We start from the raw sequence: 26,372 nt of genomic DNA, 5'->3' as shown, positions 1-26,372 counted from the left end.
GACGCGTCGGCACGCTTCTCGATGCCTTCTCCGCCGCAGAATGCCGCAACTACCTCGTTAACGCAGGATATGGGTCAGCTTGATGTCATCGGACTCTAGGGGCCCGGTGCGGCCGCGAGTGAATCGCGTTCGACCAGATGATGTTCGTGCGCGACGTTGGCTGGCACCTGTGCACCGCCCAGCTGGTCGAGCAACAGGGTGGTCGCGCTGACCGCCATGTCGAACACCGGCTGGCGCATCGTGGTGATCCGGGGCCAGGTGATGCGCGCGATTTCGGAATCGTCGAAACCGACGATCGACAGGTCGCCCGGCACATCGATCCCGGCCTCTCGCGCGGCCATCAGCGCACCGACCGCCATGTCGTCATTCTGCGCAAGGATCGCGGTCGGCCGGTCGGGCCGCGCGAGTAGCGTCTGCGCCGCCGCGAACCCGGAATCGAACGTGAACAGTCCATCGAGCACCAGATCGGGATCGATCGACTGGCCGGCGGCGGCGAATGCCTTGGCATAGCCCGCCATGCGCGCCTCGGCGGCGGCATGGGTCGGATCGCCCTTGATGATGCCGATCCGCCGGTGCCCCTGCTTCAGGACGAGTGCCGCGACCTCGCACGCTGCGACGACGTCGTCGACGACCACGCCGGGGGTCAGTTCGGGCCAGCGGGTCGGCGCGATCCGGGCAAAGGGCATGCCGATCGCGGTCAGTTCGTCGAGGATGCGGCGGCTGTCCGATGCCGGCGGGGCCAGCACCACGCCGTCGACCGCCGCCGATCGCAGCAGCCCGACGACCTCGTCGGCATGGTCGGTGACCGAACGGACCGGCAGCACCACCAGCCGATACCGTTCGCCGCGCAATCGATCCAGCACCCCCATCTGCAGGTCGACGACATAGCTGGGCGAGGGATTTTCATAGACCAGCCCGATCAGATGCGACCGTTGCCGCGCCAATCCCTGCGCCATGATGTTGGGATGATAGTCGAGCGTGCGAACCGCTTCGCGCACCCGGTCGCGCACCGCGTCGGTGACGTGCGGCTCGCCGTTCAGCACGCGCGATACGGTCTTGGTCGATACGGCGGCATGACGGGCGACGTCGACGATGGTGATGCGCCGCGGCGGGCGCGATCGAGGTGGCTGCATGACCGCATCACCGCCATGCCGCCGCGCCCGTGTCAATCGCAACATGACCGCATCGTCATCTGCTGCCCATCGTCCGGTCGGGTCGCGCCGTGCAGGGTCTGCGTAGAGGAGTCGCAGGATGCCGGTTCACGACGCACCTCGTTTCGCTATCGTCCGCGGCATGACGCTGCGCGGACTGGTCGCCTGCGCGGTGCTGATCGCCGGATGGCGCGGCGTCGCTGTGGATGGCGGGACCTTCGCCGCGGACGGCGCGACCCTTGCCCCACACAGCCTGCCCGATGGCTGGGTCGTTACCAGTCTGCGCACCGATGGCATGGCGGCGCGGTCGGGCTTGCGGGTCGGCGACGTCGTCGACGCCGTCGCGGGCCATGCGCCAGCCTCTGCCGACATGTGGAACCTCGCTGCCGGTCCCGTTCTCTTGCATGTCGCGGCAAGGGGTGACGTCGGTGCCCACTCGCTGATATTGCGACCGCCGGAGGTGGCGTCACGTGAAGATCCTGACCGTCGAGGACGATGAAGAGACCGCAGCCTATATCGGCAAGGGGCTGACCGAAGCGGGGTTCGTGGTCGATCGTGCCGCCAATGGGCGCGACGGATTATTCCACGCGATCGACGGCGGGTATGACTGTATCGTCATGGACCGGATGCTGCCGCAGATGGACGGGATGGCGACGATTGCGGCGATGCGCGCCGCCGGCGTGACGACGCCGGTGCTGATCCTGTCGGCGATGGGATCGCCCGACGACCGGGTGGCGGGGCTGACGCAGGGGGCCGACGATTATCTGACCAAACCGTTCGTCTTTGCCGAATTGCTGGCGCGGGTGCGGCTGCTGACCCGGCGGCAGCCGGCCGGTGCGCCGGCGGCCGAAACGATGCTGACCTGCGATGATCTGACGATGGACCTGCTGGCACGCCGGGTGCGGCGCGGCGCGCGGGTCATCGACCTGCAACCGCGGGAATTCCGGCTGCTCGAATATCTGCTGCGCCATGCCGGACAGGTGGTGACGCGGACCATGTTGCTGGAGGGCGTCTGGGACTATCACTTCGATCCGGGCAGCAACGTGACCGACGTGCATATCAGCCGTCTGCGCCGCAAGATCGACGATGGCGAGCCGCGTCGCCTGCTGCATACCGTGCGCGGGTCGGGCTATAAGCTGGGGGTCGAACCCTGAGGCTGCTCACCCGGTCGGCGACGCTGCGATTTGCCGCCTTGGTCTTTGCGCTGCAACTGGCCGGGGCGGCGGTGACGCTGCTGACGGTGCGGACGATCACCGAAACCCGCCTGACCGCCAGCGCCACGCAAGAAGCGCAACGGCTGCGCGCAACCCTGCTGGAGGCATGGGCGGCGCGGGGCGTGCCGGGCTTGCGGGCGGCGGTCGAATTGCGGCTCGACCGCAGCGACCGGCCTTTGTCGGTGGTGCTGGTGACGGCGCGCGACGGTACGCCGCTGGCCGGGAATGTCGCGGCGTGGCCGCCCAACGTGTCCCCCGGATCGCCCGCCACCATCGAACTGTTCCGCGTCCGTCGCGACCGGCCCGAATCGATGCGGGTGATCGGGACCGTCCTGCCTGACGGCACCCGGCTGCTGACCGGCCATGTGATCGAGGGCGAACGGGCCTTTGTCGGTGCCATGGAAATGGCGATGGTCGCCGCGATGATTGTCGCGCTCGCGCTCGCCGCCCTTGCCGGATGGGTCGCGGCGCGGATCATCGCCCGGCGGCTGTGGCGCACCGTCGATACCGTCGCGGCGGTCACCGCCGGCGATCTCGACCGGCGCGTCGCCTTGCCGGGCGGGCGCGACGCGTTCGACAAGCTCGGACAGTCGGTCAACGCCATGCTCGACCGGATCGCGATGCTGGTCGGCGAATTGAAGATGGCGACCGACGCCCTGGCCCACGACCTCCGATCGCCGCTGACGCGGCTGCGCGCGACGCTGGAACGGGCGTTGGCCGCCGCCGATACCGAAGACGGCCGGATCGCGGTGCTGCGCGCGATGGACGAGGGCGACCGGTTGCTCGGTATGCTCGACACCGCCCTGCGCATCACGCGTGCCGAGGCGGGGATCGGCCGCGATGCCTTTGTCGCGGTCGACCTGTCCGCGCTGCTGACGGACGTCGCCGACCTGTTCGAACCGCTGGCCGAGGACTGCGGGCTGGCGATCGTGGTCGACGCGCCCGAGCCGGTGACGGTTTCCGCCCACCGCGAGATGATTGGACAGGCGGTGGCAAACCTGATCGATAACGCACTGAAATACGGGCAGGGGACGATCCGCATATCGCTGACCAAAGGTGATCCGGTTGTGATCGCGGTCAGCGACGACGGTCCCGGTATTCCGCCTGACCGTCGCGCCGAAGCGTTGCAACGTTTCGGTCGACTGGATGCGGCGCGGGCTGAGAGTGGGGCGGGGCTGGGGCTGTCGCTGGTCGCAGCGGTCGCGCATTTGCATGGCGGTACGCTGGCGCTCGACGACAACGCCCCCGGCCTGATCGTGCGGATGACGATCGCGTAACGGCCGACGCCTTGTCCGCGCCGCATTTGGCAAGGACGTTCTTCAGGACGAAGGAGAACGCGATGCGGCTTGCGATGATGCTCGTGCAACTTGCCGCGGCACCACCGCCCGACATCGAACTCAAGCCCTCGTTACAGCAACACGATTGCGATCGTTGCTCCGTCGACGAGATCCTTGTCTGTGGACGAAGCGATGAATCGCGCTACCGTCTTAAACCGTTCGTGGACTCAGGTTTCGAGCAAGAACAGAAAGCCGAGACGACGTTGTTCGACACGGTGACGGGTGCAGCGGAACTTGAAAGCGCGGAGCTTGCTGGTGGCGTGACCAGCCAGCGGATGATGTTTCGCGTCAAACTGCCGTTCTGACCCGCCCACCGACGGCTCACGCCGCCGCCTGCACGCTCCCGGTCCGCTCCAGCTTGCCCCAACCGACCACGAACCCGCCGATCGCCGACGCGATCGCGCGCAGGACGACCCAGTACATGATCTGGCGATAGACCAGCCGCTGCGCGACCAGCAGATGTGCGGGATAGCGGGCCTTGCTCCCGTCCAGCCGATAGGCGACCCAGCCGCACGCCACGTCGATCGCGGTGAAGCACAGCCAGTAGAGTCCCATTTGCGACACGTCGCCGCTGGTCTGTGCCCAGCCATGCTGCGCCACCCGCACCGCCGTACCGACGATCGACAGCAGCAGCGCCAGATCGATCAGCGGAGAGACCGCAGCGAACGCGATCTGGAACAGCCATGCCTGCGGCAGGCCGATCCGCGCCAGTCCCGCGGGTTTGCCGGTGCGCAGGATCGCGCGGTGCTTCCACAGGCATTGCAGCGTCCCGAATGCCCAGCGATAGCGTTGTTTCGCCAATGCCTTGAACGTCTCCGGCGCCTCGGTCCACGCAACGGCATTGGGGTCGTAGGTGACGCGCCACCCGGCGCGCTGGATGGCGATGGTCAGGTCCTGATCCTCGGCCAGCGTATCTTCGGGATAGCCGCCGACCGCATCCAGCGCCGCGCGCCGCCATGCGCCGACCGCGCCCGGTACGACCGTCATCGCATCGAACCCGGCCAGCGCGCGACGCTCGAGGTTCTGCGCCGTGATATACTCGACCGCCTGCCAGCGCGTGACCAGATTGACCCGGTTGCCCACCCGCGCGTCACCTGCGACCGCACCCAGCGCCGGGTCCTCGAACCACCGCGCCAGCCGGGCGATCGTCGTCGTCTCGAACTGGGTATCGGCGTCGAGCGCGATGATTACCTCGCCCTCGGCCTGCAACAGCGCCCGGTTGAGCGCCGCTGCCTTGCCGCCATTGACCAGCGTCAGCAGCGTGACGCGCGGATCGTCGTCGAACCGGGCACGGACCACCGCGCTCGTCCCGTCCCTCGACCCGTCATCGGCAACGATGACGTGCAGGCCCGGATAGTCGCTGGCCAACACCCGCGCGACCGAATCGGCGATCACCCGCTCCTCGTTGTACGCCGGGATGATGACCGTGACGCTCGGCTGGAACACCGGCGGCGTCGGCCGTTCGCGCCGCGACTGGAACCATGCCAGCCCGGCCATCAGCACCGCCCGCGCCATGCCCAGCGCGATGGCGAGGTAGAACAGCCATGCCAGCAGCACCGAGATCGCGGCGATAACGATGAAGATCGCGACGTCGGTCCGCACCGCCGCCAGATCGCGCCCGGCCACCACCGGCATCGCAACGGCGCGCGGCACACCGACCAGCGCGGAGGTGGTGACGAAGTGATAGCCCTTGGCCCGCAGGATCGCGATGATCCGGGGCAGCGCCGCCACCGTCTGCGCCCGGTCGCCGCCGCCATCGTGCAGCAGCACGACGTTGCGCGAACTGTCGGCGCTGGCGTCCTCGACCTGCTCGACTACCTGTCGGACGATCGCACCGGTGCCCGGCCGTTGCCAGTCATTGGGATCGACGTGCAGCCCGACCACCGTATAGCCCAGATCCTGCGCCAGCAGCGCGGGCGCGATCTCGTCCATCGTCGTCGGCTCGGCATCCCCGAAATAGGGCGCGCGGAACAGCGTCGTCGACCGGCCCGTATACGCCTCGATCAGCCGCTGCGTGGCGTTCAGCTCCAGCGTCGTCGTCCGCTCGCCGGTCGTCGCCAGATTGGGATGGGTATAGCTGTGGTTCCCGATCTCGTCGCCGTCGCGCACGATCCGCTGCAACAGCCCGGGATGCTCGATCGCATTTTCCCCGACGACGAAGAAGGTCGCCGGGACATGCGCCGCCTCCAGCGCGTCGAGGATCGGCGGCGTCCACGTCGCGTCGGGTCCATCGTCGAAGGTCAGCGCGATCGCCTTCGGATCGGCGGCACCGGCGCGCTGCACGACATAGGGTGTTGGCAGTGCGGCATAGGCTTCGTTGGCGATCATGCCGTTGCGATCGAAGGTGACGCTGCGCTGTCCCGGCGTCGGCCGCGCGGTGATGCGCAGCACTTCGCCGCTCCCCTCGACATCGACGTTCAGCGCCGATTGCAGCTGCGTGATGCGCGGCACGCGGTCGGTGGTGCGATAGGCGGTCAGGTCGTTCCAGAACCCGGCATCCTCGCTGCCCAGCCGCCACATCGCGACCGCATCGATCCCCATCCGCCGCAGCGCCGCCATCTGGTTCCAGCTGGTCGCCGCATCCAGCATCCACACCTTGTGCTGGCTGCCACGTTCGTCCTGATAGGCGAAGCCGGCATTGCCGCTGGCGCGGTCGAACCCGACCGTCGCCGAGGAATCATGCGCGGCCAGCCACGCCTCCTCGATCGACAGCGCGTCGGCGCTGCCGTCATGCCAGTCATAGGCATAGCTGCCGAGCGCCACGACCAGCTTGTCGCGACCGACCTGCCGCAACGCGCTTTCGACCTGACCCACGAACCATGGCTGCGACGCGATCGGCCCCGCCGATCCGCTTTCCCAATGTTCGTCATAGGCCATCAGGATGACGCGGTCGGTGGCACGGGCAAGGTCGGCCAGCCGCCAGTCGGGATCGCCCGCCGGTGCCGTCACCGCCAGCACCGCGTCCTTGGGAAGCGCCGCGTTCAACTGCGCGAGAAACGCCGGATAGCGCGCAACGGCGGCGGCGGGCAGGCTTTCATAATCCATCACCAGCCCGGCGGCATGGCGCGCCTTCACGAACGCGACCAGCTGGTCGATCAATGCCTTGCGCGCCGTCGGATCGGCCAGCATCTGCGCCGCACCCGCGCCGTCCCAGTCGGAATCGGTCAAATTCTGCACCATCGGCAACAATTTCGGGGCATGGCGCGCTCCGGCGAGCACCTGCTCCAGCCGCGGATCGTCGATCGCGTGCAATTGTGTACCGACCACGCTGACATAGGCGGGCACGACCCAATCGAGCGTGGCGAGGTGCCGCTGCAACGACGCGATCCCGCCTGCCGTATCGGGGGAATAGAAACCGATCGTCAGCGGCGTGCCGCCGGTCTTGGGCGAGGTAGCGTGCGGCAACCACCGCCCATGCCGCCCCGTCGTATCGCTGCGCGGTGCGAACGCCTCGCCATGGCGCCGGGCAAAGGGCAGGGGAATGCCCAGCGTGCGCGGCGTCGCCACCAGCGTCGTTGCGAACGCCACCGCGGCGCCGATGACCACAAGGATCAGCAACGCCACGCTCCGCCGTGCCCACACACCGCGACGCCCGGTCGGATCGAAGAAAATCGGCTTGCTCACACGGTCGACCCTGGCTGCACCGGCCGTACGTTACGGCCATGCCCCGCCGCTTAGCGCCGCCGTTCGGGCGGGGCGGTGAGCATGGCATGAACTTTTGGTCACCTGTCGGATCGCGACGCTTCGCCGACCCGGAAGCCATCGCGGGCGATCGGCGTGGCAAGCGACAGACACTGGCGGTCGGATCAACTCCAAACGCGCGGCGCGACGGACAGACGATGGGCAGGAAAGGAAGCGCTGCCCATCCGGGCGGCTTCATCGCGACGCGCTGCGCGCGGAGGGTATCTGGCGGAGAGGGAGGGATTCGAACCCTCGGTACCCGTTAAGGCACGCCGCATTTCGAGTGCGGTACAATCGACCACTCTGCCACCTCTCCGCAGAGGTTTCTCGCTCCATGCCGCAGGTCAGCGCGGCACGGTGGTCAGCGAGGGAGGCCGGTTAGCCCAAGGATTCGCGACTTGCAAGCGCCTCCTTGCTGCAATCGCACATCGGACCTAGATTATTTCGCATGAAGGCCCCGTCCTCCCCCTCGCTCGACCGCGGCACGCCGTTGCCGCCGGTCGCCCATGCCCGTTTTTCGATCGGCGACGTCGTGCGCCACCGTCTGTTCGACTTTCGCGGGGTCGTCTTCGATATCGACCCGATCTTCGCCAACAGCGAGGAATGGTATCAGTCGATCCCCGCCGAAGCACGCCCGCGCAAGGACCAGCCCTTCTACCACCTGCTCGCCGAGAATGCCGAGGCAAGCTATGTCGCCTATGTCAGCCAGCAGAATCTGATCGCCGACGACAGCGAGGAGCCGGTCGACCATCCCGCGATCACCGGGTTGTTCGATGACTATGCCGATGGCCGCTACCGGTTGCGCCGCGAGCATCGCCACTGACCGACGATCAGTAGATGTCGCGGCGATAGCGTCCTTCGTCCAGCATCGCCTCGATCGCCGTCTCGCCGAGGATCGTCGCCAGCGCGGCATGGACCGCCGGTGCCATGCCTTGCACGCTGCCACAGACATAGATCGTCGCTCGGGCGGCAACCGCCTCGGCGATCGCCGGCGCGTCCGCCGCGACCGCGTCCTGCACATAGCGATGGCCGCCCGGATCGCGGGACCAGGTCGTGATCGACCGCGTCACTACGCCCCGGTCGGCCAGCGCCTGCCGCTCGACTGCGTGGAAATCGTCCTGTGCCGCCTGTCGCTCGCCCCAATAGAGCGAGACCGGCCCGCCACCCTGTACCGCGCGATGCCGCACATGGGCGAGCAGCCCGGCCAGCCCGGTGCCGTTGCCGATCAGCACCAGCGGCGTTGCCGCGTCGCGTGGCGGATGGAAGGCGGGGTTCGCCCGGACCCGCGCCGCGATCGTCCCGCCCAGCGGCGCGCCGTGGCACAGCCACCCCGATCCCAGCCCGTCATAGCCATCGGCGGCGGGACAGCGCCGCACGATCAATTCGACCCGGCCCGATGCCGCGATCGATGCGATCGAATATTCGCGGTGCCCGATCGGCTTGAGTGTCGCGACATCGGCATCCGCCGCGTCGGGAAGGATCCGCGTCATCAGCAACGCCCGCATCTCCGGCGTATCCGCGATCCCCGCTGCGTTCAGAAAGGCATCGACCCTGCGGGCATCCTGCTGCGGCACGACCTCGACGATATCGCCCGGCATCCAGTCGACGGTCGCGCCGATCGGTTCCAGCGCGACATGCCATGCCTCCCCGCCGCTGCTGCCCGGATTGAGCAGTCGCCGTTCGACCAGCCGCCATTCGCCCATCGCCGCCGGTGCCCAGTCGGGCTGATCGGTCCGCGCGCCCAGACCCGCCAGCTGCCGTTGCCAATGGCGCTGCGCATCGGCATCCTCGCCATCGGCCTCCACCGCATCGAACAGCCGGGTCGCGCCGCTGTCGTGCAGCCAGCGATCGACCCGGTGGCCGAACGCGCAGAACTCGGCATATTCGCGGTCGCCCAGCGCCATCACCGCATATTCGAGGTGCGACAGATCGGGGGCAGCGCGATCGAGCGCGCGCGCGAAACCACGCGAATTGTCCGGCGGTTCGCCTTCGCCATAAGTGCTCGCGATCACGAATAGCCGCTTCACCCGCGCCAGCGCCGCATCGTCGAGCGCGGCGATCGGCAGCGCGGCGGCGGCGGGCAGCGCCTCGGCGGTCAACCGGGCGAGCCGTTCGGCCGATCCGGTCTGGCTGGCATAGGCGACCAGCGTCGTCGCCTCCGCGACCGGCCGGTCGGGCGTATCGCCGACGACCGCCGCCAGCGCCGCCTTGCGCCGCCGTCGTGCGAAATAGAGCAGGAAGCCGGTGATGGTGAACAGCGGCATCGACAGGCTGGCGAGCAGGACCGCGATACGCCCGGCGACCCCGAAATAGGCACCACGATGCAGTTCATAGACGCTGGTGACGATATCCTCGCCGACGGTCCGCATGGCATAGGGCGTTGCCGACAGCACCGCGCCGCTGGTTCCGTCGATGGTGAGTTCGTCGGTGACCCGATCGTGCCGCGCGCCGGGCAGTTTCGCGCGGAACTGCACCTGGTTGTCGCGGACGCTGGCGACGATGCGGTCGTACCGGCGGCCTTCGGTCGCGCGTTCGAACCCCGACCATGCCAGCGAAAGGTCGGCCTTCGCGCCCTTGACCGGCTTGCGCTCGGCGACCTGCGCGACCAGCATCGCCTTCACCCCGTCGCGATACCAGTCATAGGACCACCATAGCCCGGTCAGCCCGCTGAGGAGGTAGAAGACCAGCACCCAGCCGCCGATTACGGCGTGGAGCGCACGGTAGAGGTTGCGCCCGGTCTTGCGCAGATCGAGCACGAACCAGTTGCGCCAGTCGAGCGGGCGTTTCGGCCAGCGCAGATACAGGCCGGAAAGCGCGAAATAGATCAACGCGATCGCCGAGAAACCGGTAATCTGCCGACCGATACCGTCGCCGTCGTCGGGCAGCGCCAGCCAACGGTGCAGGTCCTCCATCACCTCGAACACTGCGCTTCCCCGGAGCGCGCCGGCCAGCCGCCCGGTCGCCGGATCGATCCGTTCGACATGCCGCTCCTTCGATCCGGGCAGCGTATAGCCGACCAGCGTCGGTTCGCTCGACGTGGCGGGCACGGTCAGCCGGGTGATCGTCGCGCCGGGCCGCTGCACCACAAACCGCTCCGCCAGCATCGGCCCCGACAGCCGCGCACCGGCGGCAACCGGCTGGTCCCGGTTCAGCGCGGCGAGGATTTCCGGCTCGAAGCTGAGCGACGCGCCGGTCACGCCCATCACCGCCAGCACCAGCCCGGCGGTGATCCCGAGGAACCAGTGAAGCTGGAACAATACGGTGCGGATCATCGATGGTTCGCTCATCTGCGCTTGCTATTGATAATTGATCGCGATAGCGGCCGCGCAAGATGAGGTCAATTGTTGCGCGGGGGAAATGATGATGGTGTCGGAAACGCGGCGTTCGCGCTGGATGATCGGGGCGGCGCTCGCACTGGTGCCGCAGCCGGTGATCGCACAGGAAGCGGGACCGGAAGCGGCCACGACCGCCGCGCGACCGGTCGACGACGAGATCGTCATCACCGCCGCCCGCACCATCCTGCCGCCCAATGCGTTGCCGCTGACCATCGACCTGATCGACAAGCAGGCGCTCGACCAGCAGATCGCGCTGTCGGGCAGCATCACCGATGCCGTCGCCACGCTGACGCCCAGCTTTTCGCCGACACGCGGCAAATTATCGGGCGCGGGGGAGACGCTGCGCGGTCGTTCGCCGCTCTATGCGATCAATGGCATCCCGCAGACGACGCCGCTGCGCGATGGCAGCCGCGACGGCTTTACCATCGATGGCTTCTTCATCGATCGGGTCGAACTGATCTATGGTTCGAACGCGTTGCAGGGTGTCGGCGGCACCGGCGGCATCGTGAACCAGGTGACGGTCGGCGCACCGCGCGAAGAGGGCGTCAGCGGCCGGGCGCTGGTGCAGGCGACGACCGCCGACGACTTCGACAAGGACGGCTCTGGCGGCAAAGCGGCCGGGCTGGTCCAGTATAAGGCCGGGCGGTTCGACGCGACATTCGGGGCCAGTTACGAACGGCGTGGCGCATTCTACGACGCGCGCGACCGGCGGATCGGCGTCAACCTGACGCAGGGCGAAACGCAGGATTCGCGCGCGACCGATTTTTTCGCGCGGCTGGGGCTCGCGGTCGGCGCGACCGGGCGGCTCGACCTGATCGCCAATCGCTACGAACTGAACGGCGACGGCGATTATATCGCGATCGCCGGCAACCGTCGTACCGGCCTGCCGACCAGTGCGGTACGCGGGACGCCGCCCGGCAAGCCGGCCGCCAACCGGGCCGAGGCATTGTCGCTGTCCTATTCCGACAGCGACCTGTTCGGGGGCAATCTCGTCACCCAGTTCTTCTTCAACCGCACGCACGACACCTTTGGCGGGGAAGTGACCTTCACTCCGACCTTTCAGGACCCGGCACTGGCGCCGGTCGGGACGTTGTTCGACCAGTCGGAAAACCGCTCGCGCAAATTGGGAGCGAAGCTCAGCTACGAGCGCGCCGTGCCGGGTTTTGAGGCACTGGTCGCGACGATCGGCTTCGACGCCCTGATAGACCGGACCGAGCAGCGGTTGATCGCGACGAACCGCATCTGGGTCCCGCCCGCCGATTTTCGCAGCCTCGCTCCGTTTGCCCAAGCCAATCTGAAGCTGTTCGACGGGGTCGTCCGGCTGGCCGGCGGGGCGCGCTGGGAAAATGTGCGGGTCCGCATCGACGATTTCCGCACGCTTGCGTCGAACACCTATGACGGGCGCAACGTCGCGACGTATGGCGGGGTCGCGGTGACCGGCGGTAGCCCGAAATTCAGCGACCTGCTGTTTAACGGCGGGGCGATCTTCGAACCCGTCACCGGCGTTCGCGCCTATGCCAGCTATGCACAGGGCTTCACCATGGCCGATATCGGCCGCATCACCCGCGCTATCTCGACGCCCAATGTCCGCCTCGACGGCTTCCTCGATATCCAGCCGGTCGTATCGAACAACCGCGAGGTCGGCGTCGAGGTGAAGCGCGGGCCGCTCGACGCCAGCACCACCTATTTCTGGTCGTCGAGCGATCGCGGCCAGTTGCTGATCGCGCAGGGCAACGGCATTTTCGAGGTCCAGCGCCAGCGCGTCGAGATCGAGGGGTTGGAGGTCAGCCTCGCCGTACAGACCCCGCTACCAGGGCTGCGCGTCTCGACCGGCTATGCCCATATCCTCGGCCGCTATGACAGCGACCGCGCACCCGGCGACGGCGTGGTCGACACCGATCTCGACGGCACCAACATCTCGCCCGATCGGCTGAACCTTGCCGCCGATGTCGTGCACGGTCCGCTCACTGCGCGCGTCCAGACGCAATTCTACCTGTCGCGGACGTTCCGGGGAAAGGCGAACCCGAACCCCGACAATAATTTCGGCGGATATGACGTGACCGACGCGCAACTCCGGTATCAGACCAGGTTCGGCGGCGTGACGCTGAGCGCGCAGAACATCTTCGATCGCTTCTATATCGATTATAACAGCGATACCCGGCTTCCGACCGACAACTTCGCCTTCTTCGCAGGGCGCGGTCGGACGTTCACGCTGGGCTGGGACGTGCGTTTCTGAACTGGACAGACGGGCGGGGCAGGGGCTACCCGCCGCCCATGCCTGTCACTGCAACGATCATGAATTCGACCACCGGCCAGCCGATCCAGAAGATGACCTTCGGCCGCATGCCCAAGCCATGGGCATCGTTTAATCTCGAAACCGGCGAACTGGTCACCGCCGACCGCGTCGATGTCGGCAAGCCTGCGCCGGGCAAGGTCGTGGTGCCGGTATCGGTCTGGGTCACGCCCAAAAAATAACCCCTTCCGGCGTCGCCGGAAGGGGTCGGTCGCTTATCCGCAAACTTCGCGGCCGTTGCGGATCACGTAGCGGCAGGGGCCGCGATACTGGACCCCCATCGCGGCGGCTTCGCGCGATCCGCCATGGATGATCCGTTCGCCGCGATAGCCCGAACGATCGCGGCGACCGTCCCCGCGACGATCGTCCCATCGGCCGCGGTCGTTCCATGCGCGGCGATCGTCCCGACCGCGCCGGTCGTTCCAGCCACGACGATTGTCCCACTGACGGCGGTCGTCCCAGCGGCGGCGGTCCTGATCGCGGGCGCGTGGACCATCGTCATAGCGCTGCGCATGGTGGCGCGGGTGCGCGTCGGCCATGGCGGGCACGGCGGTCAGCCCGGCCAATGTCAGGCCGACCCCGGCAAAGATCTGCATCAACTTCATATCGGTTCCTCTCTGTCCCGGTTCTGCGCTGGAGCAGGTGAACCGGCGCTGGACGGTGTCGACAGGAAAGCGAAAGCCGATGCGGGCGGCCGGGTTCCCGACCGGTCAGTAGGTCGGTGTCCACATCTGGGCCGCGATCGCGTCGCGATCGGTTGCCGCCCCCTTGGCCGCGACGCCATCGCGGACGGCCTGCTCGGCCACGACCACGGCGATGTCGAGCGCCACGTCGCGAAGCCGCTCGATCGGCGGCAGCAACGTGTCTTCACCCCCCATCGCGCCCAGCGCTCGTGCGGCGGCCATGAACATCGTGTCAGTGATCTTCGTCGCGCCCGCCGCGATAGCACCCAGCCCGACGCCCGGAAAGATATAGACGTTGTTGACCTGGGTGACGCCGGCCACCCCGAACGGGCTGCCGGTGCCGATCAGCGCGCGACCGGCACTCCAGCGATGCAGGTCGTCGGGATGCGCCTCCGCCCGCGACACCGGGTTGGACAGTGGAAAGATCACCGGCTGCTCGATCGCCTGCGCCATGGTGCGGATCACCGCCTCGTTGAATGCCCCATGCTGGCCCGACGCACCGATCAGCACGGTCGGATGGACGTTGGCGACGGTATCGAACAGGTCGATCGTGCCGTGGGTCGTCCGCGTCCACGCCGCGACGTCGTCGGGATCGCGGGCCAGTTCGCGCTGTGCCGGCGACAGATCGTCCATGTCGGACAGGATCAACCCGTAGCGATCGACCGCCCAGAGGCGCTGCCGCACCTGCGCCTCGTCCAGCCCCTCTGCCTGCAGCGCCTGCAACAGCATGTCGGCGATGCCGCATCCGGCCGCCCCCGCCCCGAACAGCAGGATGCGCTGCTCGGTCAGCAGCGTGCCGGTCCGCTCGATCGCCGACAGCAGCGTGCCGACGGCGGTGGCGGCGGTCCCCTGGATATCGTCGTTGAAGCTCAACAGCCGGTCCCGATACCGCTCCAGCAGCTTGTAGGCGTTGTGCCCGGCGAAATCCTCCCATTGCAGCAGCACGCCGGGGAAGCGCTCGGCGACCGCGCTCACGAAATCCTCGACGAACGCGTCATATTCGGCCCCACGAATGCGCGGATTGCGCCAGCCGACATACAGCGGATCGTCGCGCCGTTCGGCATTGTCGGTGCCCACGTCGAGCAGGATCGGCAGCACTTCCGCCGGATGGATGCCGGCACAGGCGGTGTAGAGCGCCAGCTTCCCGATCGGGATGCCCATGCCGCCCGCGCCCTGATCGCCAAGGCCGAGGATGCGTTCGCCATCGCTCACCACGATCACCTTTACCCGGTCGAGCGCGGGGTCGGCGAGGATGTCGGCGATGCGGTGCCGGTTCGGCCATGACAGGAACAGCCCGCGCGGCCGCCGCCAGATCTCGCTGAACCGCTCGCATCCCTCGCCGACGGTCGGGGTATAGACCAGCGGCAGCATCGCGGGCAGGTCGCGCTGGACCAGCGCGTGGAACAGGATCTCGTTCGAATCCTGCAATTCGCGCAGGAAGGAATAGCGATGAAAATCGTCCGGCATCCCGGCCAGCGCCTTGCGCCGCCGCTCGATCTGGCTGTCGAGCGTGCCGACATGCGGGGGCAGCAGCCCGTGCAGCCCAAACTGCTCGCGCTCGGCCTCGGTAAAGGCCGTGCCCTTATTGGTCAGCGGATCGGCAAGCAGCGCGCGCGCTGCGGCATGAACGGCGGGGGACATCGGCAGGCCCTTCGGATCGGAATACAAAAAACGCCCCGGCGGAATCCGCCGGGGCGCGAGGTTGCTCCAGGGAACTAGAAGCGGAAGCTGACCCAGCCGGCCACGAAGTCGGAGCTTTTATAGTTCGCATCGGTCAGCGCCGGGCCGGCGATCAGATGCTCGTAGCGCGCCGTCAGGCTGACCCTCGGGCTGACCGTATAGATTGCCTGAAACCGGATCGTGTCGGCGATCTTGCGCGAATTGCCCAGCTGCGTGCCGGCAAACGCCTGTCCGTTGGCGCGGTATACCGCGTCGTTCAGGCTGTCGCGCCACGACAGCTGATACTCGCCGGCCAGCCGCAGTTTGGCAGTCGGCTGCAACTGCACGCTCGGCGCGAACGCGAACAGGTTGGTCGGCGTCGAATAGAGCTGATAGCTGTAGTAGATGTTGTTGCCGAACGGCGCGAGCGAGGTCTTCAACGTACCGTTGCCATAGGAACCGCCGCCGCTGGCGTAATCGAAGTGGAAGCCGACGCGCGGCGCGGTCTTCGATTTGCCGACCTTGTACATCTGCTGCATCAGGATCAGCCAGGCCGAGATCGGGCGGTTGTCGAACTCGCCTCCCTGGTAATTGACCGTCCAGTCGAGATTGATCGGGCCGGTGTCGCCATAGAGATGCAGGCCGTAGAACTTGCGGACTTCCTCTGCGGTCCGCCCGCCCCATACGGCAGCGCTGTTGCGAAGCCGCCAGACGAACGGATCGAAATACAGGTTCGATCCACCGAGGAACGTCTTGGGCAGCACGAACCCGGCAGTCGCGCCCGAGAAGCGGCGATTGTCGTCGACGATGTCGTCGCGCGTGCCGCCAACGCCCAGCCGGGTCGTCTTGAAATCGAACACGTCGCCGCGGATCGTGTCGCCCTTCGCCCACGCGCGAACGCCGTTATAGACGAAGAAGATCGTGTTGTTGTCGCGCGGCACGACCATCAGGTTCGGGCCGTCGGCAAACGTCTGCCGGCCATAGCGCACGCCGACATCGACGTTCGCCACCGTCGCCTTCAGGTCGACGAAGCTCTGCTGCACCACCAGGTCGTTGTGCAGCTGTCCGGCCTTCGCGCCCAGATTGCGGCCCGACATGCCGGCATGCGCCAGTTCGCCATACACGCGGACATGGTCGCCCAGATGCAGATCGGCACCGCCGACGACGCGGAAGATATCCTGCCGCTGCGCTTCGCGGTCCCGCAGGTTGGGATTGGTGGTCAGGTTGACGCGAGCCCGGAATTCGCCCGACAGTGTCAGATAGACGTCGTCGCCGGCGATCGGGATGTATTTCAGCTTGTCGAGGATGTCCTCGCGCTTCTTGGGATCGCGATATTTGCTCCAGTCCTCGGCCCAGCGCGACTGGTTGTAGCCCCCGGCGGTGATACCGTCGCCGACGCCGATGCTGGGATATTCCTGCGCGACCGGACGGGCGGTGCCCTTGTCCGCCACGGGGCCGGGGAAAACCGATGGCGAGTTCGCATTGCCGGTCGCCGCCTGCGCTTCGGTCGCGGGCGTGCCAGCGTCGGCTGCCGCCGCTTCGGCGGTGGCCGGAGCGCCGGCGACGAATTCGGCGGCATGACCGATCGTCGGGATCGTCAGGGCGGCCGTGGTGCAGCAGAGCCGCAGGAACTTGTTCATCGAAACTCTCTCCGGTGCCTCGCGGGGCAGTAGCCGGGAACCGGTGCGGGATTCTTCACCCTGCACCGGCTCTCCCCTGATCAATCATTCGGCGGCGATGGCGCCTTCGGGCATCTGGTCGACGCGCACGCTGCGACCGGCCAGTGCCTCGTCGAACTGGTGCTTGTCGAGCTTGCCTTCCCACTTTGCGACGACAACGGTTGCTACTGCGTTACCGATGAAGTTGGTCAGGCTGCGGCATTCGCTCATGAAGCGATCGACGCCGAGGATCAGCGCCATGCCGGCGACCGGCACGGTCGGTACGATCGACAGGGTGGCGGCCAGCGTGATGAAGCCCGCACCGGTGACGCCCGCCGCACCCTTCGACGACAGCATCGCGACGCTGAGGAGCAGCAGCTGCTGGCCGAGGGTCAGGTCGACGTTGCACGCCTGGGCGATGAACAGCGCCGCCAGCGTCATGTAGATGTTGGTGCCGTCGAGGTTGAACGAATAGCCGGTCGGGACGACGAGGCCGACGATCGACTTCGGGATGCCGGCGCGTTCCATCTTCTCGATGAGCGAGGGCAGGGCGCTTTCCGACGACGAGGTGCCGAGTACCAGCAGCAATTCGGCCTTCAGGTACGAGATCAGCTTGAAGATCGAGAAGCCGCAGAACTGCGCGACCGCCCCCAGCACGACCACGACGAACAGGAACGCGGTCAGGTAGAAGGTGCCGACGAGCGCGGCGAGGCTGAACAGCGTGCCGATGCCGTATTTGCCGATGGTGAACGCCATCGCGCCGAATGCGCCGATCGGTGCCGCCTTCATGACGATCGCGACGACCTTGAAGAAGGCGATCGAGATTTCGTTCAGACCGTCGAGGACGCGTTCGCCCTTGTCGCCGATCATGGCGAGGCCGATGCCGAACAGGATCGCGACGAACAGCGTCTGCAGGATGTTGCCTTCGGTCAGCGCCGAAATGAACGTGTCCGGGATGATCCCCAACAGGAACCCGGTGATCGTCGAATCATGCGCCTTTTCGGCATATTCGGTGATCTTCGTAGTATCGAGCGTCGACGGATCGATGTTCAGCCCGGCCCCCGGCTGGACGAGGTTGCCGACGATCAGCCCGATGATGAGCGCGAGGGTCGAGAAGAACAGGAAATAGGCGAAGGCCTTGCCGGCAACGCGGCCGACGCTGGCAAGGTCGCGCATCCCCGCGATGCCCGTGACGATCGTCAGGAAGATGACCGGCGCGATGATCATCTTGACCAGCTTGATGAAGCCGTCGCCGATCGGCTTCAGCGCTTCGCCGGTGGCCGGATAGAAATGGCCCAGCAGCACGCCGCAAACGATGGCGAGCAGCACCTGCGCGTACAGATGCTTGTACCACGGCTTCGCTGCCGGCGGGATCGGCGGGTGGGTGGAATGACCAGTGATTATCATGCGACGACCTTTCATCCTCTGATGCGCCCGCCCCTGCTCTTCCTGGCTATCGGCGCGACACGAACGGTTTAACGGACTGCAAGCCGGGTTGTCCTGTACGCAATCGTGTCAAATAAAGGTATATATTACAGATATATAGACGTTTCGAACGTTTCCGATTGCGTCAAATTTCGCCACGGAACTTCTCCGAAAGTGCAAATTGTTGCACAAATGGTTGCGTATTTGTACAGCGTCGGTCGATGCGAGGGGGACTGAGATCGACTTGGCTGCGCTGGGTGTTCGCGGCGGTGCTGCTGAGCATCCTCGTCGCCGTGGCCGTCGGCCGTGTGGCCGAACGCCGGGCACGCGCCGATCTGGTCGCGTCGATGGAGGCCGATGCCCGGTTGCGGCAGGTCCTGCTGGCCAGCGAGATCGCCCGGTTCCGCCTGTTGCCGCTCGCGCTGGCGGACGATCGCGACGTGGTCGCGGCGGTGCGCGGGGCGGACGGTGCGGCACGGTCGCTCGATCGCAAGCTCGCCGCCTTGGCAAGATCGACCGGGGCGTCGGTCATCTATGTCATCGGCCGGGGAAAATTCGCCATCGCCGCCAGCAACTGGGCCGATCCGCAAAGTTTCGTCGGCAACGACTATACGTTCCGCCGCTATTACAGCGACGCGATGCGGTACGGGTCGGGCACGCAGTTCGCGCTCGGGACGGTCAGCCATCGGCCCGGCCTGTATCTCAGCCGCCGTACCGCCGAGGGCGGCGTCGTCATCGTGAAACTCGAATTCGACCGGATCGAACAGGAATGGCGCGCCGCCGGCGGCATCACCTTCGTGACCGATCGCGCCGGGGTCGTGCTGATCTCCAGCCGGCCGAGTTGGCGTTTCGCCGCGACCCGGCCGATCGCACCCGCCGTCGCGGCGGCGTTGCGCGCCGATAGCGGAGCCGGGGCGCTGCGCACGGCCCCGTTCGCCATGATCGGTGACGCGATCCGGTTGAACGGCGACCGGCGGCGGTTGCAGCATGTCGCGACCGACGCCGATACCGCGGGCTGGCGCGTTCATCTGGCCATGCCGCTGCAACCCGCCGTCGGCGGCGTCGTGCGCGGCAGCGCGATTGCGGCCGCCATCGCCACCCTCGCGCTGATCGCGATTGCATGGGGTCTGCGCGAACGATCGCGTCGCCGGGCGTTGCGGACCAGCGAACTCGAGGCCGCCGTCGCCGATCGCACGCGCCTGCTGCGCGACGAGATGGAGGAACGCGCCGCCGCCGAAGCGCGCGCCGCCGATCTGCGTGACGGGCTGCGACAGGCCAATCGCCTCGCCGCGCTGGGGCAGATTACCGCCAGCGTCGCTCACGAAACCGCCCAGCCGATCGCCGCGATCCGCAATTACGTCGCGGCGGCGCGGCAGTTGCTGGCGCGGGGCGATTCGCGTCAGGTCGACGACAATCTCGGCGCCATCGCCCGGCTGACCGACCGGATCGGTCTGGTCACCGCCGAACTGCGCGGGTTCGCGCGCAAGGGCAGTGGCACGATCGGCCCGGTCCCGCTCGCCGATGTCGTCGACGGGGCACGACTGATCCTGAAGGAACGCCTGTCGGAAGTCGCGTTCACCATACCCGATATCCCCCCCGACCTTATGGTCGTCGCCGGTCGCGTGCGGCTGGAACAGGTGCTGGTCAATCTGTTGCAGAATGCGCTGGAGGCGCTCGACGGGCGTCCCGATCCCGCCATCGCGGTCGAGGTGCAGGTCGAACCGACGATCGTCGCGCTCGTCGTCGCGGATAACGGACCGGGCATCGACCCGGCGGTCGCCGAACGCATGTTCACGCCGTTCGTCACCAGCCGCCCGACCGGCCTCGGCCTGGGGCTGGTGATCGCGCAGGATATCATGACCGACCTTGGCGGCACGCTGCGGCTGATCCCGACCGGGCGCGGCGCACGGTTCGAAGCGACCTTGCGGCGGGTGCCATGACCGATACCGGAACGACGCAGGGGCGGGTGGCCCTTGTCGAGGACGACGCCGATCTGCGCGCCTCGACCATGCAGTTGCTGATGCTGGCGGGGTTCGACGTCGTCCCGTTCGTCGCCGCGCCGCCTGCCCTGCTGGCGATCGACGCCGATTTCGACGGCATCGTCGTCACCGACGTGCGGATGCCGCAAATGTCGGGGATCGAGCTGTTCCGCATCCTGCGCGAACGCGATCCGACGCTGCCGATCGTGCTGGTCACCGGTCATGCCGATGTCGAAATGGCGGTGGATGCGCTGAAGGCGGGGGCGTGGGATTTTCTGCCCAAGCCGTTCGATCCCGACGCGCTGATCGCCGCCGTCACCCGCGCGATCGCCGCCCGATCGCTGGCGCTCGACAATCGCCGGTTGCGGGCGCAGGCGGCGGGCGGGGAGCAGGTTGCGCTGATCGGCCGCTCCCCGGCAATCGTCCGCCTGCGCGAGATGATCCCGGTCCTGGCCGATACCGATATCGACCTGCTGATCGAGGGGGAGACCGGCACGGGCAAGGAATTGCTGGCGCGATCGATCCACCGCGCCGGCCGGCGCGCCCGCCATCGGTTCGTCGCCATCGCCTGCGCCGCGCTGCCCGGACAGGTGATCGAGGACGAACTGTTCGCGACGGTGGGCGACCGCGGCATCGTCGGTGCGCAGCGCGGCACGCTGTTTCTCGACGATATCGATCAGGCACCCCGTGCCTTGCAGGGGCGGCTGACGCAGGTGATCGAGGATCGGGCGATCCGGGGTCCGCGTGACGCTGTGCCGGTCGATATCCGCGTCATCGCGACGGCGGCGGAGGAGGGGCGGCGTGCGGCCGACGCGATCGCGCCGGCGCTGCTGTACCGGTTGGCGGCGGTGCGACTGCGCATCCCACCTCTGCGCGAACGGCGTGAGGACGTGCCGCAATTGTTCGCGCATCTGGTCGATCTGTCGGCGGCGCGGCTGCGGCGCGAGGTGCCCGCGTTGACCCATGCCGCGCGCGACCTGCTCGCCCGGCACGACTGGCCGGGCAATGTCCGCGAACTCGCCCATTTCGCCGACCGGTTCGTGCTGGGGCTGGACGGCAGCAGCGGCGACGTGACCCCGAACGATGCCAGCCGTCCGCTGCCCGAACGCCTCGCCGCGTTCGAGCGCGAGGCGATCCTCGCGGCGATCGCGGCGACCGGCGGTGAGATCGGTGCGGCGATCGATCGCCTCGGCATCCCGCGCAAGACCTTCTATTACAAGGTGCAGCGGCTCGGCATCGACCTGAAGACGGTGCGCGGTCAGCCCTGATCGTCAGCGCAGGGTTTCGGGTGCCAGTCCGTCGTCGGCGACATAGGCCAGCCCGGCCCGCGCCTCGAGTGCCGCCCGGTCGCGCATCGCGATCCGTCCGCGCGAACACCGCACCATATGCTCCCCTTCAAGGATATGCAGGCAGTCGGTGACCGTGGCGCGGCGCAGGTTCAGCGTCGCCGCGATCGATGCATGGGTGACCGACATGGTATCGCCCGCGATCCGGTCGTCGATCATCAGCAGCAGCCGCGCGATGCGCCGTTCGGGAACGTCGCGCAGCGCCGACGCCAGCGTCCGCGCCATCTGCATCGTGAAACGCTGTGCGAAGGTCAGGATGCGCTTAAGCAATTCGGGATCGTCATCGGCGGCATCGACCACGGCCGCCGCCGGAATCTCGATCGCGCTGCCCGACTGGATATGGACCCGCGCGGTGAACGGGGTCGGCTGATCGCTGAACAGGCGCGACCATCCGACCACACCGTCGCGTCCGATCATGCCGACATCCTGCGACGACCCGCCGGTCGACACCGACAACATCGCCGGCGCACCTTCGGGAAATACAAGACGATCGATCGGCTCGCCGGCACGTGTCAAAACGTCGCCCGTATTCAAATCGATACGGGTTGCTGCCATCGCCAGTCGTCGCCGCGTTTCCGGCCGCAACGAACCGACCAGCCGGTTGTCCGTCGTCGGCAGGAAACTGCCATTGTCGGGCGAAATGTCTGTTTGAACTGCGAACGCCATCTCACGACCTTTTGCCTGTAAGATTTTTCGCAATCCAGTCGTCGGTGCCCCCGCGTACGAAACCGTACATCCACGTCGTCGCTGCATCTTTAATCGACCGTGCCTCGTTTCAGGCGAAGAACGATACAGGGAGACGGTACCATGTCCGACCAAACGCTGTTGACGGAGGCGTTCGAAGCACGCGCCAAACGCCGGGAGGACCGGCGCGATTTCTTCCGAATGATCGGCGGTGCTGCGGCAGTCGGTGGTGCCGTGATCTTCGCATCGGAATCCAACGAAGCGATCGCTCAGACCGCGCCTAGTGATGCCGATGTGCTGAACTTCGCGCTCAACCTCGAATATCTCGAAGCGCAGTTCTATTATTTTGCGGCATTCGGTACCGGACTGCCCAGCTCGCTGCTGACCGGCACCGGTACGCAGGGTGCGGTAACCGGCGGGAAGCAAGTGACGTTCACCGATCCGGTCGTCGCCCAGTACGCCCGCGAAATCGCGGCCGATGAACGCGCCCATGTCGAATTCCTGCGCGCCGGCCTCGGCACGTCGGCGGTCGCCCAGCCGGCGATCGATATCGGTTCGTCGGTCAATGGTGCGTTTTCCAGTGCGGCCCGCGCGGCCGGTCTGATCGGCGCGACCGACAGCTTCGACCCCTATGCCAGCGACGAGAATTTCCTGCTCGGCGCGTATATCTTCGAAGACGTCGGGGTCACCGCCTACAAGGGTGCGGCACCGTTGCTGTCGAGCAAGACCTTCCTCGAAGCAGCCGCCGGCATCCTCGCGGTCGAGGCGTATCACGCGGCGATCGTCCGCACGACGCTCTATGCAAAGGGCATTCAGACCCCGGCGCTGATCGCGGCGACCGACGCGATCTCCAACGCGCGCGACAGCCTCGACGGCACGCTCGACCTCGATCAGGGTCTGACCCCGCTGTCGACCAACCCCAGCGCCAGCAATATCGTCCCCCTCGACAGCAACGGCATCGCGTTCAGCCGTTCGGCGGGCCAGGTGCTGAATATCGTCTATCTGAACCGGGCCCAGGTGAGCGGTGGCGGCTTCTTCCCCAACGGGGTGAACGGCACCATCCGCGCCAGCGCTGCGAACTGAGCCAGGGAGAGAGAATCATGACCAACGATCCAATCCTGCAGGTGCTCGAAGCCTGCGAACAACGTCGCAACGCCCGGCGCGATTTCATGCGCTATGCCGGCACCGCGGCGGTCGCGACCGCCGGGGCATCGCTGCTCGCGGCCTGCAGCGACAGCGGCGGCGGCCCGATCAACGGCGCTACCCCCACGCCGACGCCGACCGCCACCACCGGCGTGACCGATGCCGATGTGTTCAACTTCGCGCTGAACCTCGAATATCTGGAAGCGCAATTCTACGCGTTCGCCGCCACCGGCAGCGGCTTGCCCAACAGCAGCCTGACCGGAACGGGTACGCAGGGTGCGGTCACCGGCGGGCGTCAGGTGACGTTCTCCGATCCGCTGGTCGCCCGCTATGCGCGTGAAATCGCGGCGGACGAACTGGCGCACGTCAACTTCCTGCGCACGACGCTGGGGTCGGCGGCGGTCGCACAGCCGGCGATCGATATCGGCGTGACCGCGACCAGTGCCTTCTCGAACGCGGCCCGTGCCGCCGGACTGATCGGCACCGGCGCGGCGTTCGACGTCTATGCCAATGACGAAAACTTCCTGCTCGGCGCGTACATCTTCGAGGATGTCGGCGTAACCGCGTACAAGGGGGCGGTCGGGTTCATCAGCAACAAGACCTTCCTCGAAGCGGCTGCGGGTATCCATGCGGCAGAGGCCTATCATGCCGGTCTGGTTCGCACCGTGCTGTATCGCAAGGGCGTGGCGACACCCGCGCTCCTCGATGCCGCCGACGCGATCTCGAACGCACGCGACAGTCTCGATGGCAGCACCGATCTCGATCAGGGGATTCGGGCCACCGGTAGCGGTTCGACCCTCGCGTCGAACATCGTACCGACCGACAATAGCGGCATCGCGTTCAGCCGGACGCCGGGACAGGTGTTGAACATCGTGTACCTGAACCGTACCGCTCAGACCGCCGGCGGGTTCTTCCCCAACGGGGTGAACGGCACGATCCGTCAGAGCGCCGCCAGCGGCACCTGATCGAGAAAAATAAGCGGGCCGTTTCGAAAGGAACGGCCCGTTTTTTATTGTTCCGACCCGGTTACCCGATCTACGTGATCGCCAAAATCAAGGCGCGACGCGAACCAGCCGGTCATAGGCGGCCTCGGCAGAGCCATAGGTATCCGCCGCCAGCGCCAGCAGTTTTTCCCGCTCCCGCACGATCACGCGCCCGCGCACCGACCGGATGGCATGTGCTTCTTCCAGCCGGTGCAGCGCATCGGTGATGCTGCTGCGACGCACGCCCAGCATGATGCGGAACTCCTCATGCGTCATCGCGATCTCGTCGCCGCGCACCCGGTCGTGATAGAGCAGGATCCATCGCGCCAGCCGCCGTTCGACCGGATGGCCCAGTGCCGACACGACCGTCCGTCCCATCTGGATCATGAAGACCTCGATGAAGCGTAATAGTGCCCGGCGCAACGTCTCGCTCCGGTCCGCCGCCTCGACCACCCGCTCGACCGGTATCCGCAGGGCGGTGCCTGGCTCGGCGCGCAGGATGGTCGCATAGGGCGAACGATCGTCGCCCAATAGCACCGGCCAACCCAGATAGCCTTCGTTTCCGATCAGCCCGACCGCGTGCAACCGCTCGCCTTCGATCGCATCGAGCAACGCGGCGATCCCGGCGTCGAGGAAATAGAGATGCTCGATCCGCCCGCCTGCCGGAATGATGACGTCGCCGACCGCGATCGACACCCGTTCGAGATGCGGTGACAGCAATGCGAAGTCGGCATCGTTCAGCTGGGCCAGAAACAGATTGGCGGACATCCGCCGGCCGGCGGGGCTGGTCGTGGTTGCCCGGTTCGCTAACCCGGCATGGTCGTGCTGCAAGCTCATCTTCGCTCCGTACAAAATCGTGCCAAGGGAATCTAAGTCCGCTTCGTACCAACGGCGGAACGGCGTGCGGGTTGCCAACGATCGTCGTCGTCCGATCGACCCATATGCGAACGTCGATCCGCATTGCCGTTTGCGCGCGGGTTGCATAGACAGTGCGCGACCGTGCCCAGCATTCATGCCCTTGCCAATCCTCGTCGATTTCTGTCGATCGCGCGACCGCTGACCCCGGTGCTGCTGTGGGGCGGGCTGATCCTGTTCCTGTTCGGTTGCTGGGCGGGGCTGACGCAGACGCCGGCCGATTATCTGCAGGGGGAAAGCGTCCGCATCCTCTATGTCCATGTGCCGGCGGCGTGGCTCGGCATGGGCGGCTGGTCGGGACTGGCGATTGCCAGCATCGTCTATCTGGTGTGGCGGCATCCGCTGGCGGCGGTCGCCGCACGGGCGATCGCGTTGCCGGGCGCGGTGTTCGCCGGCATCTGTCTGGCGACCGGATCGATCTGGGGGCGACCGACCTGGGGAACGTGGTGGCAATGGGACGGTCGGCTGACCTCGATGCTGCTGCTGTTCTTCGTCTATCTCGCCTATCTGGCGCTGGCGCGGGCCGATGCCGATCGCGATGGCGACGGCCGCATCCCGGCGCTGTTCGGGATCGCCGGCACCGCGCTGCTGCCCGTCATCCGCTATTCGGTGCTGTGGTGGTACACGCTGCATCAGGGGCCGAGCATCACGCTGACCAAATCGACGATCGATCCATCGATCCTGTGGCCGCTGGGGTTCACCGCCGGCGGTGCCAGCCTGTTGTTCGGCGGCATCGTGCTGATGCGGATGCGCGCCGATCTCGCCCGGATCAAGGTGGAGGCGCGGATGCGCCGCCGGGCCGCGATATGAACCCCTGGCCCTTCATTCTCGCCGCCTATGGCCTGACGATCGGCGCGATCGTCGCGCTAATCGTGTTCGCATGGGT

At 67.0% G+C, this 26,372-nt stretch carries 21 protein-coding genes and 1 tRNA gene; 12 read left to right on the top strand and 10 right to left on the bottom strand.

Annotated elements, in window-relative coordinates:
• Positions 1–95: 95 nt before the first annotated feature.
• Positions 96–1,178 carry a LacI family DNA-binding transcriptional regulator gene (locus ASE50_RS05580; protein ID WP_235512191.1) on the bottom strand — a complete coding sequence of 361 codons (1,083 nt, stop codon included), beginning with the start codon at positions 1,176–1,178 and terminating at the stop codon, positions 96–98.
• 115 nt (positions 1,179–1,293) lie between these two features.
• On the opposite strand from ASE50_RS05580, the gene ASE50_RS05575 reads away from it, so the two are divergent.
• The 4 genes from ASE50_RS05575 (at position 1,294) to ASE50_RS05560 (ending at position 4,007) form a co-directional block, all read left to right on the top strand.
• Positions 1,294–1,650: a hypothetical protein gene (locus ASE50_RS05575; protein ID WP_056396797.1), complete on the top strand. Its 357-nt coding sequence runs from the start codon at positions 1,294–1,296 to the stop codon at positions 1,648–1,650.
• Complete coding sequence (locus tag ASE50_RS05570; RefSeq protein ID WP_056396794.1) at positions 1,622–2,305, top strand: response regulator transcription factor; 684 nt, start codon at positions 1,622–1,624, stop codon at positions 2,303–2,305. The genes ASE50_RS05575 and ASE50_RS05570 overlap by 29 nt, the downstream gene beginning before the upstream one ends.
• A gap of 38 nt (positions 2,306–2,343) precedes the next feature.
• Positions 2,344–3,642: a sensor histidine kinase gene (locus ASE50_RS05565; protein WP_235512190.1), complete on the top strand. Its 1,299-nt coding sequence runs from the start codon at positions 2,344–2,346 to the stop codon at positions 3,640–3,642.
• A gap of 62 nt (positions 3,643–3,704) precedes the next feature.
• Complete coding sequence (locus ASE50_RS05560) at positions 3,705–4,007, top strand: hypothetical protein (protein WP_156347317.1); 303 nt, start codon at positions 3,705–3,707, stop codon at positions 4,005–4,007.
• Positions 4,008–4,023: 16 nt separating this feature from the next.
• On the opposite strand, the gene ASE50_RS05555 is transcribed toward ASE50_RS05560, so the two are convergent.
• Together ASE50_RS05555 and ASE50_RS05550 are read right to left on the bottom strand one after the other, a co-directional pair.
• Positions 4,024–7,326, bottom strand: coding sequence for a glycosyltransferase (locus ASE50_RS05555; protein WP_056396784.1), 3,303 nt, complete (start codon positions 7,324–7,326; stop codon positions 4,024–4,026).
• A gap of 283 nt (positions 7,327–7,609) precedes the next feature.
• Positions 7,610–7,699: transfer RNA gene (locus ASE50_RS05550), tRNA-Ser, on the bottom strand.
• A gap of 132 nt (positions 7,700–7,831) precedes the next feature.
• On the opposite strand from ASE50_RS05550, the gene hspQ reads away from it, so the two are divergent.
• Positions 7,832–8,206 (top strand): heat shock protein HspQ, encoded by a 375-nt coding sequence (hspQ, locus tag ASE50_RS05545; protein ID WP_056396782.1) that lies wholly within the window; start codon positions 7,832–7,834, stop codon positions 8,204–8,206.
• Between the two features lie 7 nt (positions 8,207–8,213).
• On the opposite strand, the gene ASE50_RS05540 is transcribed toward hspQ, so the two are convergent.
• Positions 8,214–10,670 (bottom strand): PepSY domain-containing protein, encoded by a 2,457-nt coding sequence (locus ASE50_RS05540; protein ID WP_235512188.1) that lies wholly within the window; start codon positions 10,668–10,670, stop codon positions 8,214–8,216.
• A gap of 73 nt (positions 10,671–10,743) precedes the next feature.
• Here ASE50_RS05540 and ASE50_RS05535 point away from each other — a divergent pair, with 73 nt between their 5' ends.
• The gene (locus ASE50_RS05535) at positions 10,744–12,954 is read left to right on the top strand and encodes a TonB-dependent receptor (RefSeq protein ID WP_414881808.1); all 2,211 of its coding nucleotides are present in this window, start codon (positions 10,744–10,746) and stop codon (positions 12,952–12,954) included.
• Positions 12,955–12,992: 38 nt separating this feature from the next.
• Positions 12,993–13,193, top strand: a complete 201-nt coding sequence (locus ASE50_RS05530; protein ID WP_082438822.1) for a hypothetical protein — start codon at positions 12,993–12,995, stop codon at positions 13,191–13,193.
• Between the two features lie 33 nt (positions 13,194–13,226).
• On the opposite strand, the gene ASE50_RS05525 is transcribed toward ASE50_RS05530, so the two are convergent.
• The 4 genes from ASE50_RS05525 to ASE50_RS05510 all read right to left on the bottom strand — a co-directional run bounded on the left by ASE50_RS05525 (position 13,227) and on the right by ASE50_RS05510 (position 18,418).
• Entirely contained in the window at positions 13,227–13,616 is a 390-nt protein-coding gene (locus tag ASE50_RS05525) for a hypothetical protein (RefSeq protein WP_055994542.1), read from the bottom strand.
• A 105-nt stretch (positions 13,617–13,721) separates the two neighbouring features.
• Complete coding sequence (locus tag ASE50_RS05520) at positions 13,722–15,335, bottom strand: NAD-dependent malic enzyme (protein WP_156347316.1); 1,614 nt, start codon at positions 15,333–15,335, stop codon at positions 13,722–13,724.
• A 74-nt stretch (positions 15,336–15,409) separates the two neighbouring features.
• Positions 15,410–16,993: an alginate export family protein gene (locus tag ASE50_RS05515; RefSeq protein ID WP_082438820.1), complete on the bottom strand. Its 1,584-nt coding sequence runs from the start codon at positions 16,991–16,993 to the stop codon at positions 15,410–15,412.
• An 84-nt stretch (positions 16,994–17,077) separates the two neighbouring features.
• Positions 17,078–18,418: a dicarboxylate/amino acid:cation symporter gene (locus tag ASE50_RS05510; RefSeq protein WP_056396848.1), complete on the bottom strand. Its 1,341-nt coding sequence runs from the start codon at positions 18,416–18,418 to the stop codon at positions 17,078–17,080.
• A gap of 239 nt (positions 18,419–18,657) precedes the next feature.
• Here ASE50_RS05510 and ASE50_RS05505 point away from each other — a divergent pair, with 239 nt between their 5' ends.
• Together ASE50_RS05505 and ASE50_RS05500 are read left to right on the top strand one after the other, a co-directional pair.
• Positions 18,658–20,376, top strand: coding sequence for a sensor histidine kinase (locus tag ASE50_RS05505; protein ID WP_056396776.1), 1,719 nt, complete (start codon positions 18,658–18,660; stop codon positions 20,374–20,376).
• Complete coding sequence (locus ASE50_RS05500; protein WP_056396773.1) at positions 20,373–21,683, top strand: sigma-54-dependent transcriptional regulator; 1,311 nt, start codon at positions 20,373–20,375, stop codon at positions 21,681–21,683. The genes ASE50_RS05505 and ASE50_RS05500 overlap by 4 nt, the downstream gene beginning before the upstream one ends.
• 3 nt (positions 21,684–21,686) lie before the next feature.
• Here the strand turns inward: ASE50_RS05500 and ASE50_RS05495 are convergent, their stop codons facing one another.
• Entirely contained in the window at positions 21,687–22,427 is a 741-nt protein-coding gene (locus tag ASE50_RS05495; protein ID WP_056396769.1) for a Crp/Fnr family transcriptional regulator, read from the bottom strand.
• A 141-nt stretch (positions 22,428–22,568) separates the two neighbouring features.
• Here ASE50_RS05495 and ASE50_RS05490 point away from each other — a divergent pair, with 141 nt between their 5' ends.
• Positions 22,569–23,528, top strand: a complete 960-nt coding sequence (locus ASE50_RS05490; RefSeq protein WP_056396766.1) for a ferritin-like domain-containing protein — start codon at positions 22,569–22,571, stop codon at positions 23,526–23,528.
• A 17-nt stretch (positions 23,529–23,545) separates the two neighbouring features.
• Positions 23,546–24,553, top strand: coding sequence for a ferritin-like domain-containing protein (locus ASE50_RS05485; RefSeq protein WP_056396763.1), 1,008 nt, complete (start codon positions 23,546–23,548; stop codon positions 24,551–24,553).
• An 87-nt stretch (positions 24,554–24,640) separates the two neighbouring features.
• On the opposite strand, the gene ASE50_RS05480 is transcribed toward ASE50_RS05485, so the two are convergent.
• Entirely contained in the window at positions 24,641–25,408 is a 768-nt protein-coding gene (locus tag ASE50_RS05480; RefSeq protein ID WP_056396760.1) for a Crp/Fnr family transcriptional regulator, read from the bottom strand.
• Positions 25,409–25,570: 162 nt separating this feature from the next.
• Here ASE50_RS05480 and ccmC point away from each other — a divergent pair, with 162 nt between their 5' ends.
• Complete coding sequence (gene ccmC / locus ASE50_RS05475; protein WP_082438818.1) at positions 25,571–26,296, top strand: heme ABC transporter permease CcmC; 726 nt, start codon at positions 25,571–25,573, stop codon at positions 26,294–26,296.
• Positions 26,297–26,372: the final 76 nt, after the last annotated feature.

Origin of the sequence: Sphingomonas sp. Leaf5 (assembly GCF_001421155.1) — a bacterium.
Lineage (GTDB): Bacteria > Pseudomonadota > Alphaproteobacteria > Sphingomonadales > Sphingomonadaceae > Sphingomonas.
This window is presented reverse-complemented; position numbering and strand designations above follow the sequence as displayed.

Bases quoted from the DNA above. Each gene is read 5' to 3' on its own strand.
- ASE50_RS05540 (WP_235512188.1), bottom strand. From the start codon at position 10,670: ATGAGCGAACCATCGATGATCCGCACCGTATTGTTCCAGCTTCACTGG.
- ASE50_RS05500 (WP_056396773.1), top strand. From the start codon at position 20,373: ATGACCGATACCGGAACGACGCAGGGGCGGGTGGCCCTTGTCGAGGAC.
- ASE50_RS05525 (WP_055994542.1), bottom strand. From the start codon at position 13,616: ATGAAGTTGATGCAGATCTTTGCCGGGGTCGGCCTGACATTGGCCGGG.
- ASE50_RS05495 (WP_056396769.1), bottom strand. From the start codon at position 22,427: ATGGCGTTCGCAGTTCAAACAGACATTTCGCCCGACAATGGCAGTTTC.
- ASE50_RS05490 (WP_056396766.1), top strand. From the start codon at position 22,569: ATGTCCGACCAAACGCTGTTGACGGAGGCGTTCGAAGCACGCGCCAAA.
- ASE50_RS05485 (WP_056396763.1), top strand. From the start codon at position 23,546: ATGACCAACGATCCAATCCTGCAGGTGCTCGAAGCCTGCGAACAACGT.
- ASE50_RS05520 (WP_156347316.1), bottom strand. From the start codon at position 15,335: ATGTCCCCCGCCGTTCATGCCGCAGCGCGCGCGCTGCTTGCCGATCCG.
- ASE50_RS05515 (WP_082438820.1), bottom strand. From the start codon at position 16,993: ATGAACAAGTTCCTGCGGCTCTGCTGCACCACGGCCGCCCTGACGATC.
- ASE50_RS05575 (WP_056396797.1), top strand. From the start codon at position 1,294: ATGACGCTGCGCGGACTGGTCGCCTGCGCGGTGCTGATCGCCGGATGG.
- hspQ (WP_056396782.1), top strand. From the start codon at position 7,832: ATGAAGGCCCCGTCCTCCCCCTCGCTCGACCGCGGCACGCCGTTGCCG.
- ASE50_RS05510 (WP_056396848.1), bottom strand. From the start codon at position 18,418: ATGATAATCACTGGTCATTCCACCCACCCGCCGATCCCGCCGGCAGCG.
- ASE50_RS05580 (WP_235512191.1), bottom strand. From the start codon at position 1,178: ATGTTGCGATTGACACGGGCGCGGCGGCATGGCGGTGATGCGGTCATG.
- ASE50_RS05505 (WP_056396776.1), top strand. From the start codon at position 18,658: ATGCGAGGGGGACTGAGATCGACTTGGCTGCGCTGGGTGTTCGCGGCG.
- ASE50_RS05560 (WP_156347317.1), top strand. From the start codon at position 3,705: ATGCGGCTTGCGATGATGCTCGTGCAACTTGCCGCGGCACCACCGCCC.
- ASE50_RS05530 (WP_082438822.1), top strand. From the start codon at position 12,993: ATGCCTGTCACTGCAACGATCATGAATTCGACCACCGGCCAGCCGATC.
- ASE50_RS05535 (WP_414881808.1), top strand. From the start codon at position 10,744: ATGATGGTGTCGGAAACGCGGCGTTCGCGCTGGATGATCGGGGCGGCG.
- ASE50_RS05480 (WP_056396760.1), bottom strand. From the start codon at position 25,408: ATGAGCTTGCAGCACGACCATGCCGGGTTAGCGAACCGGGCAACCACG.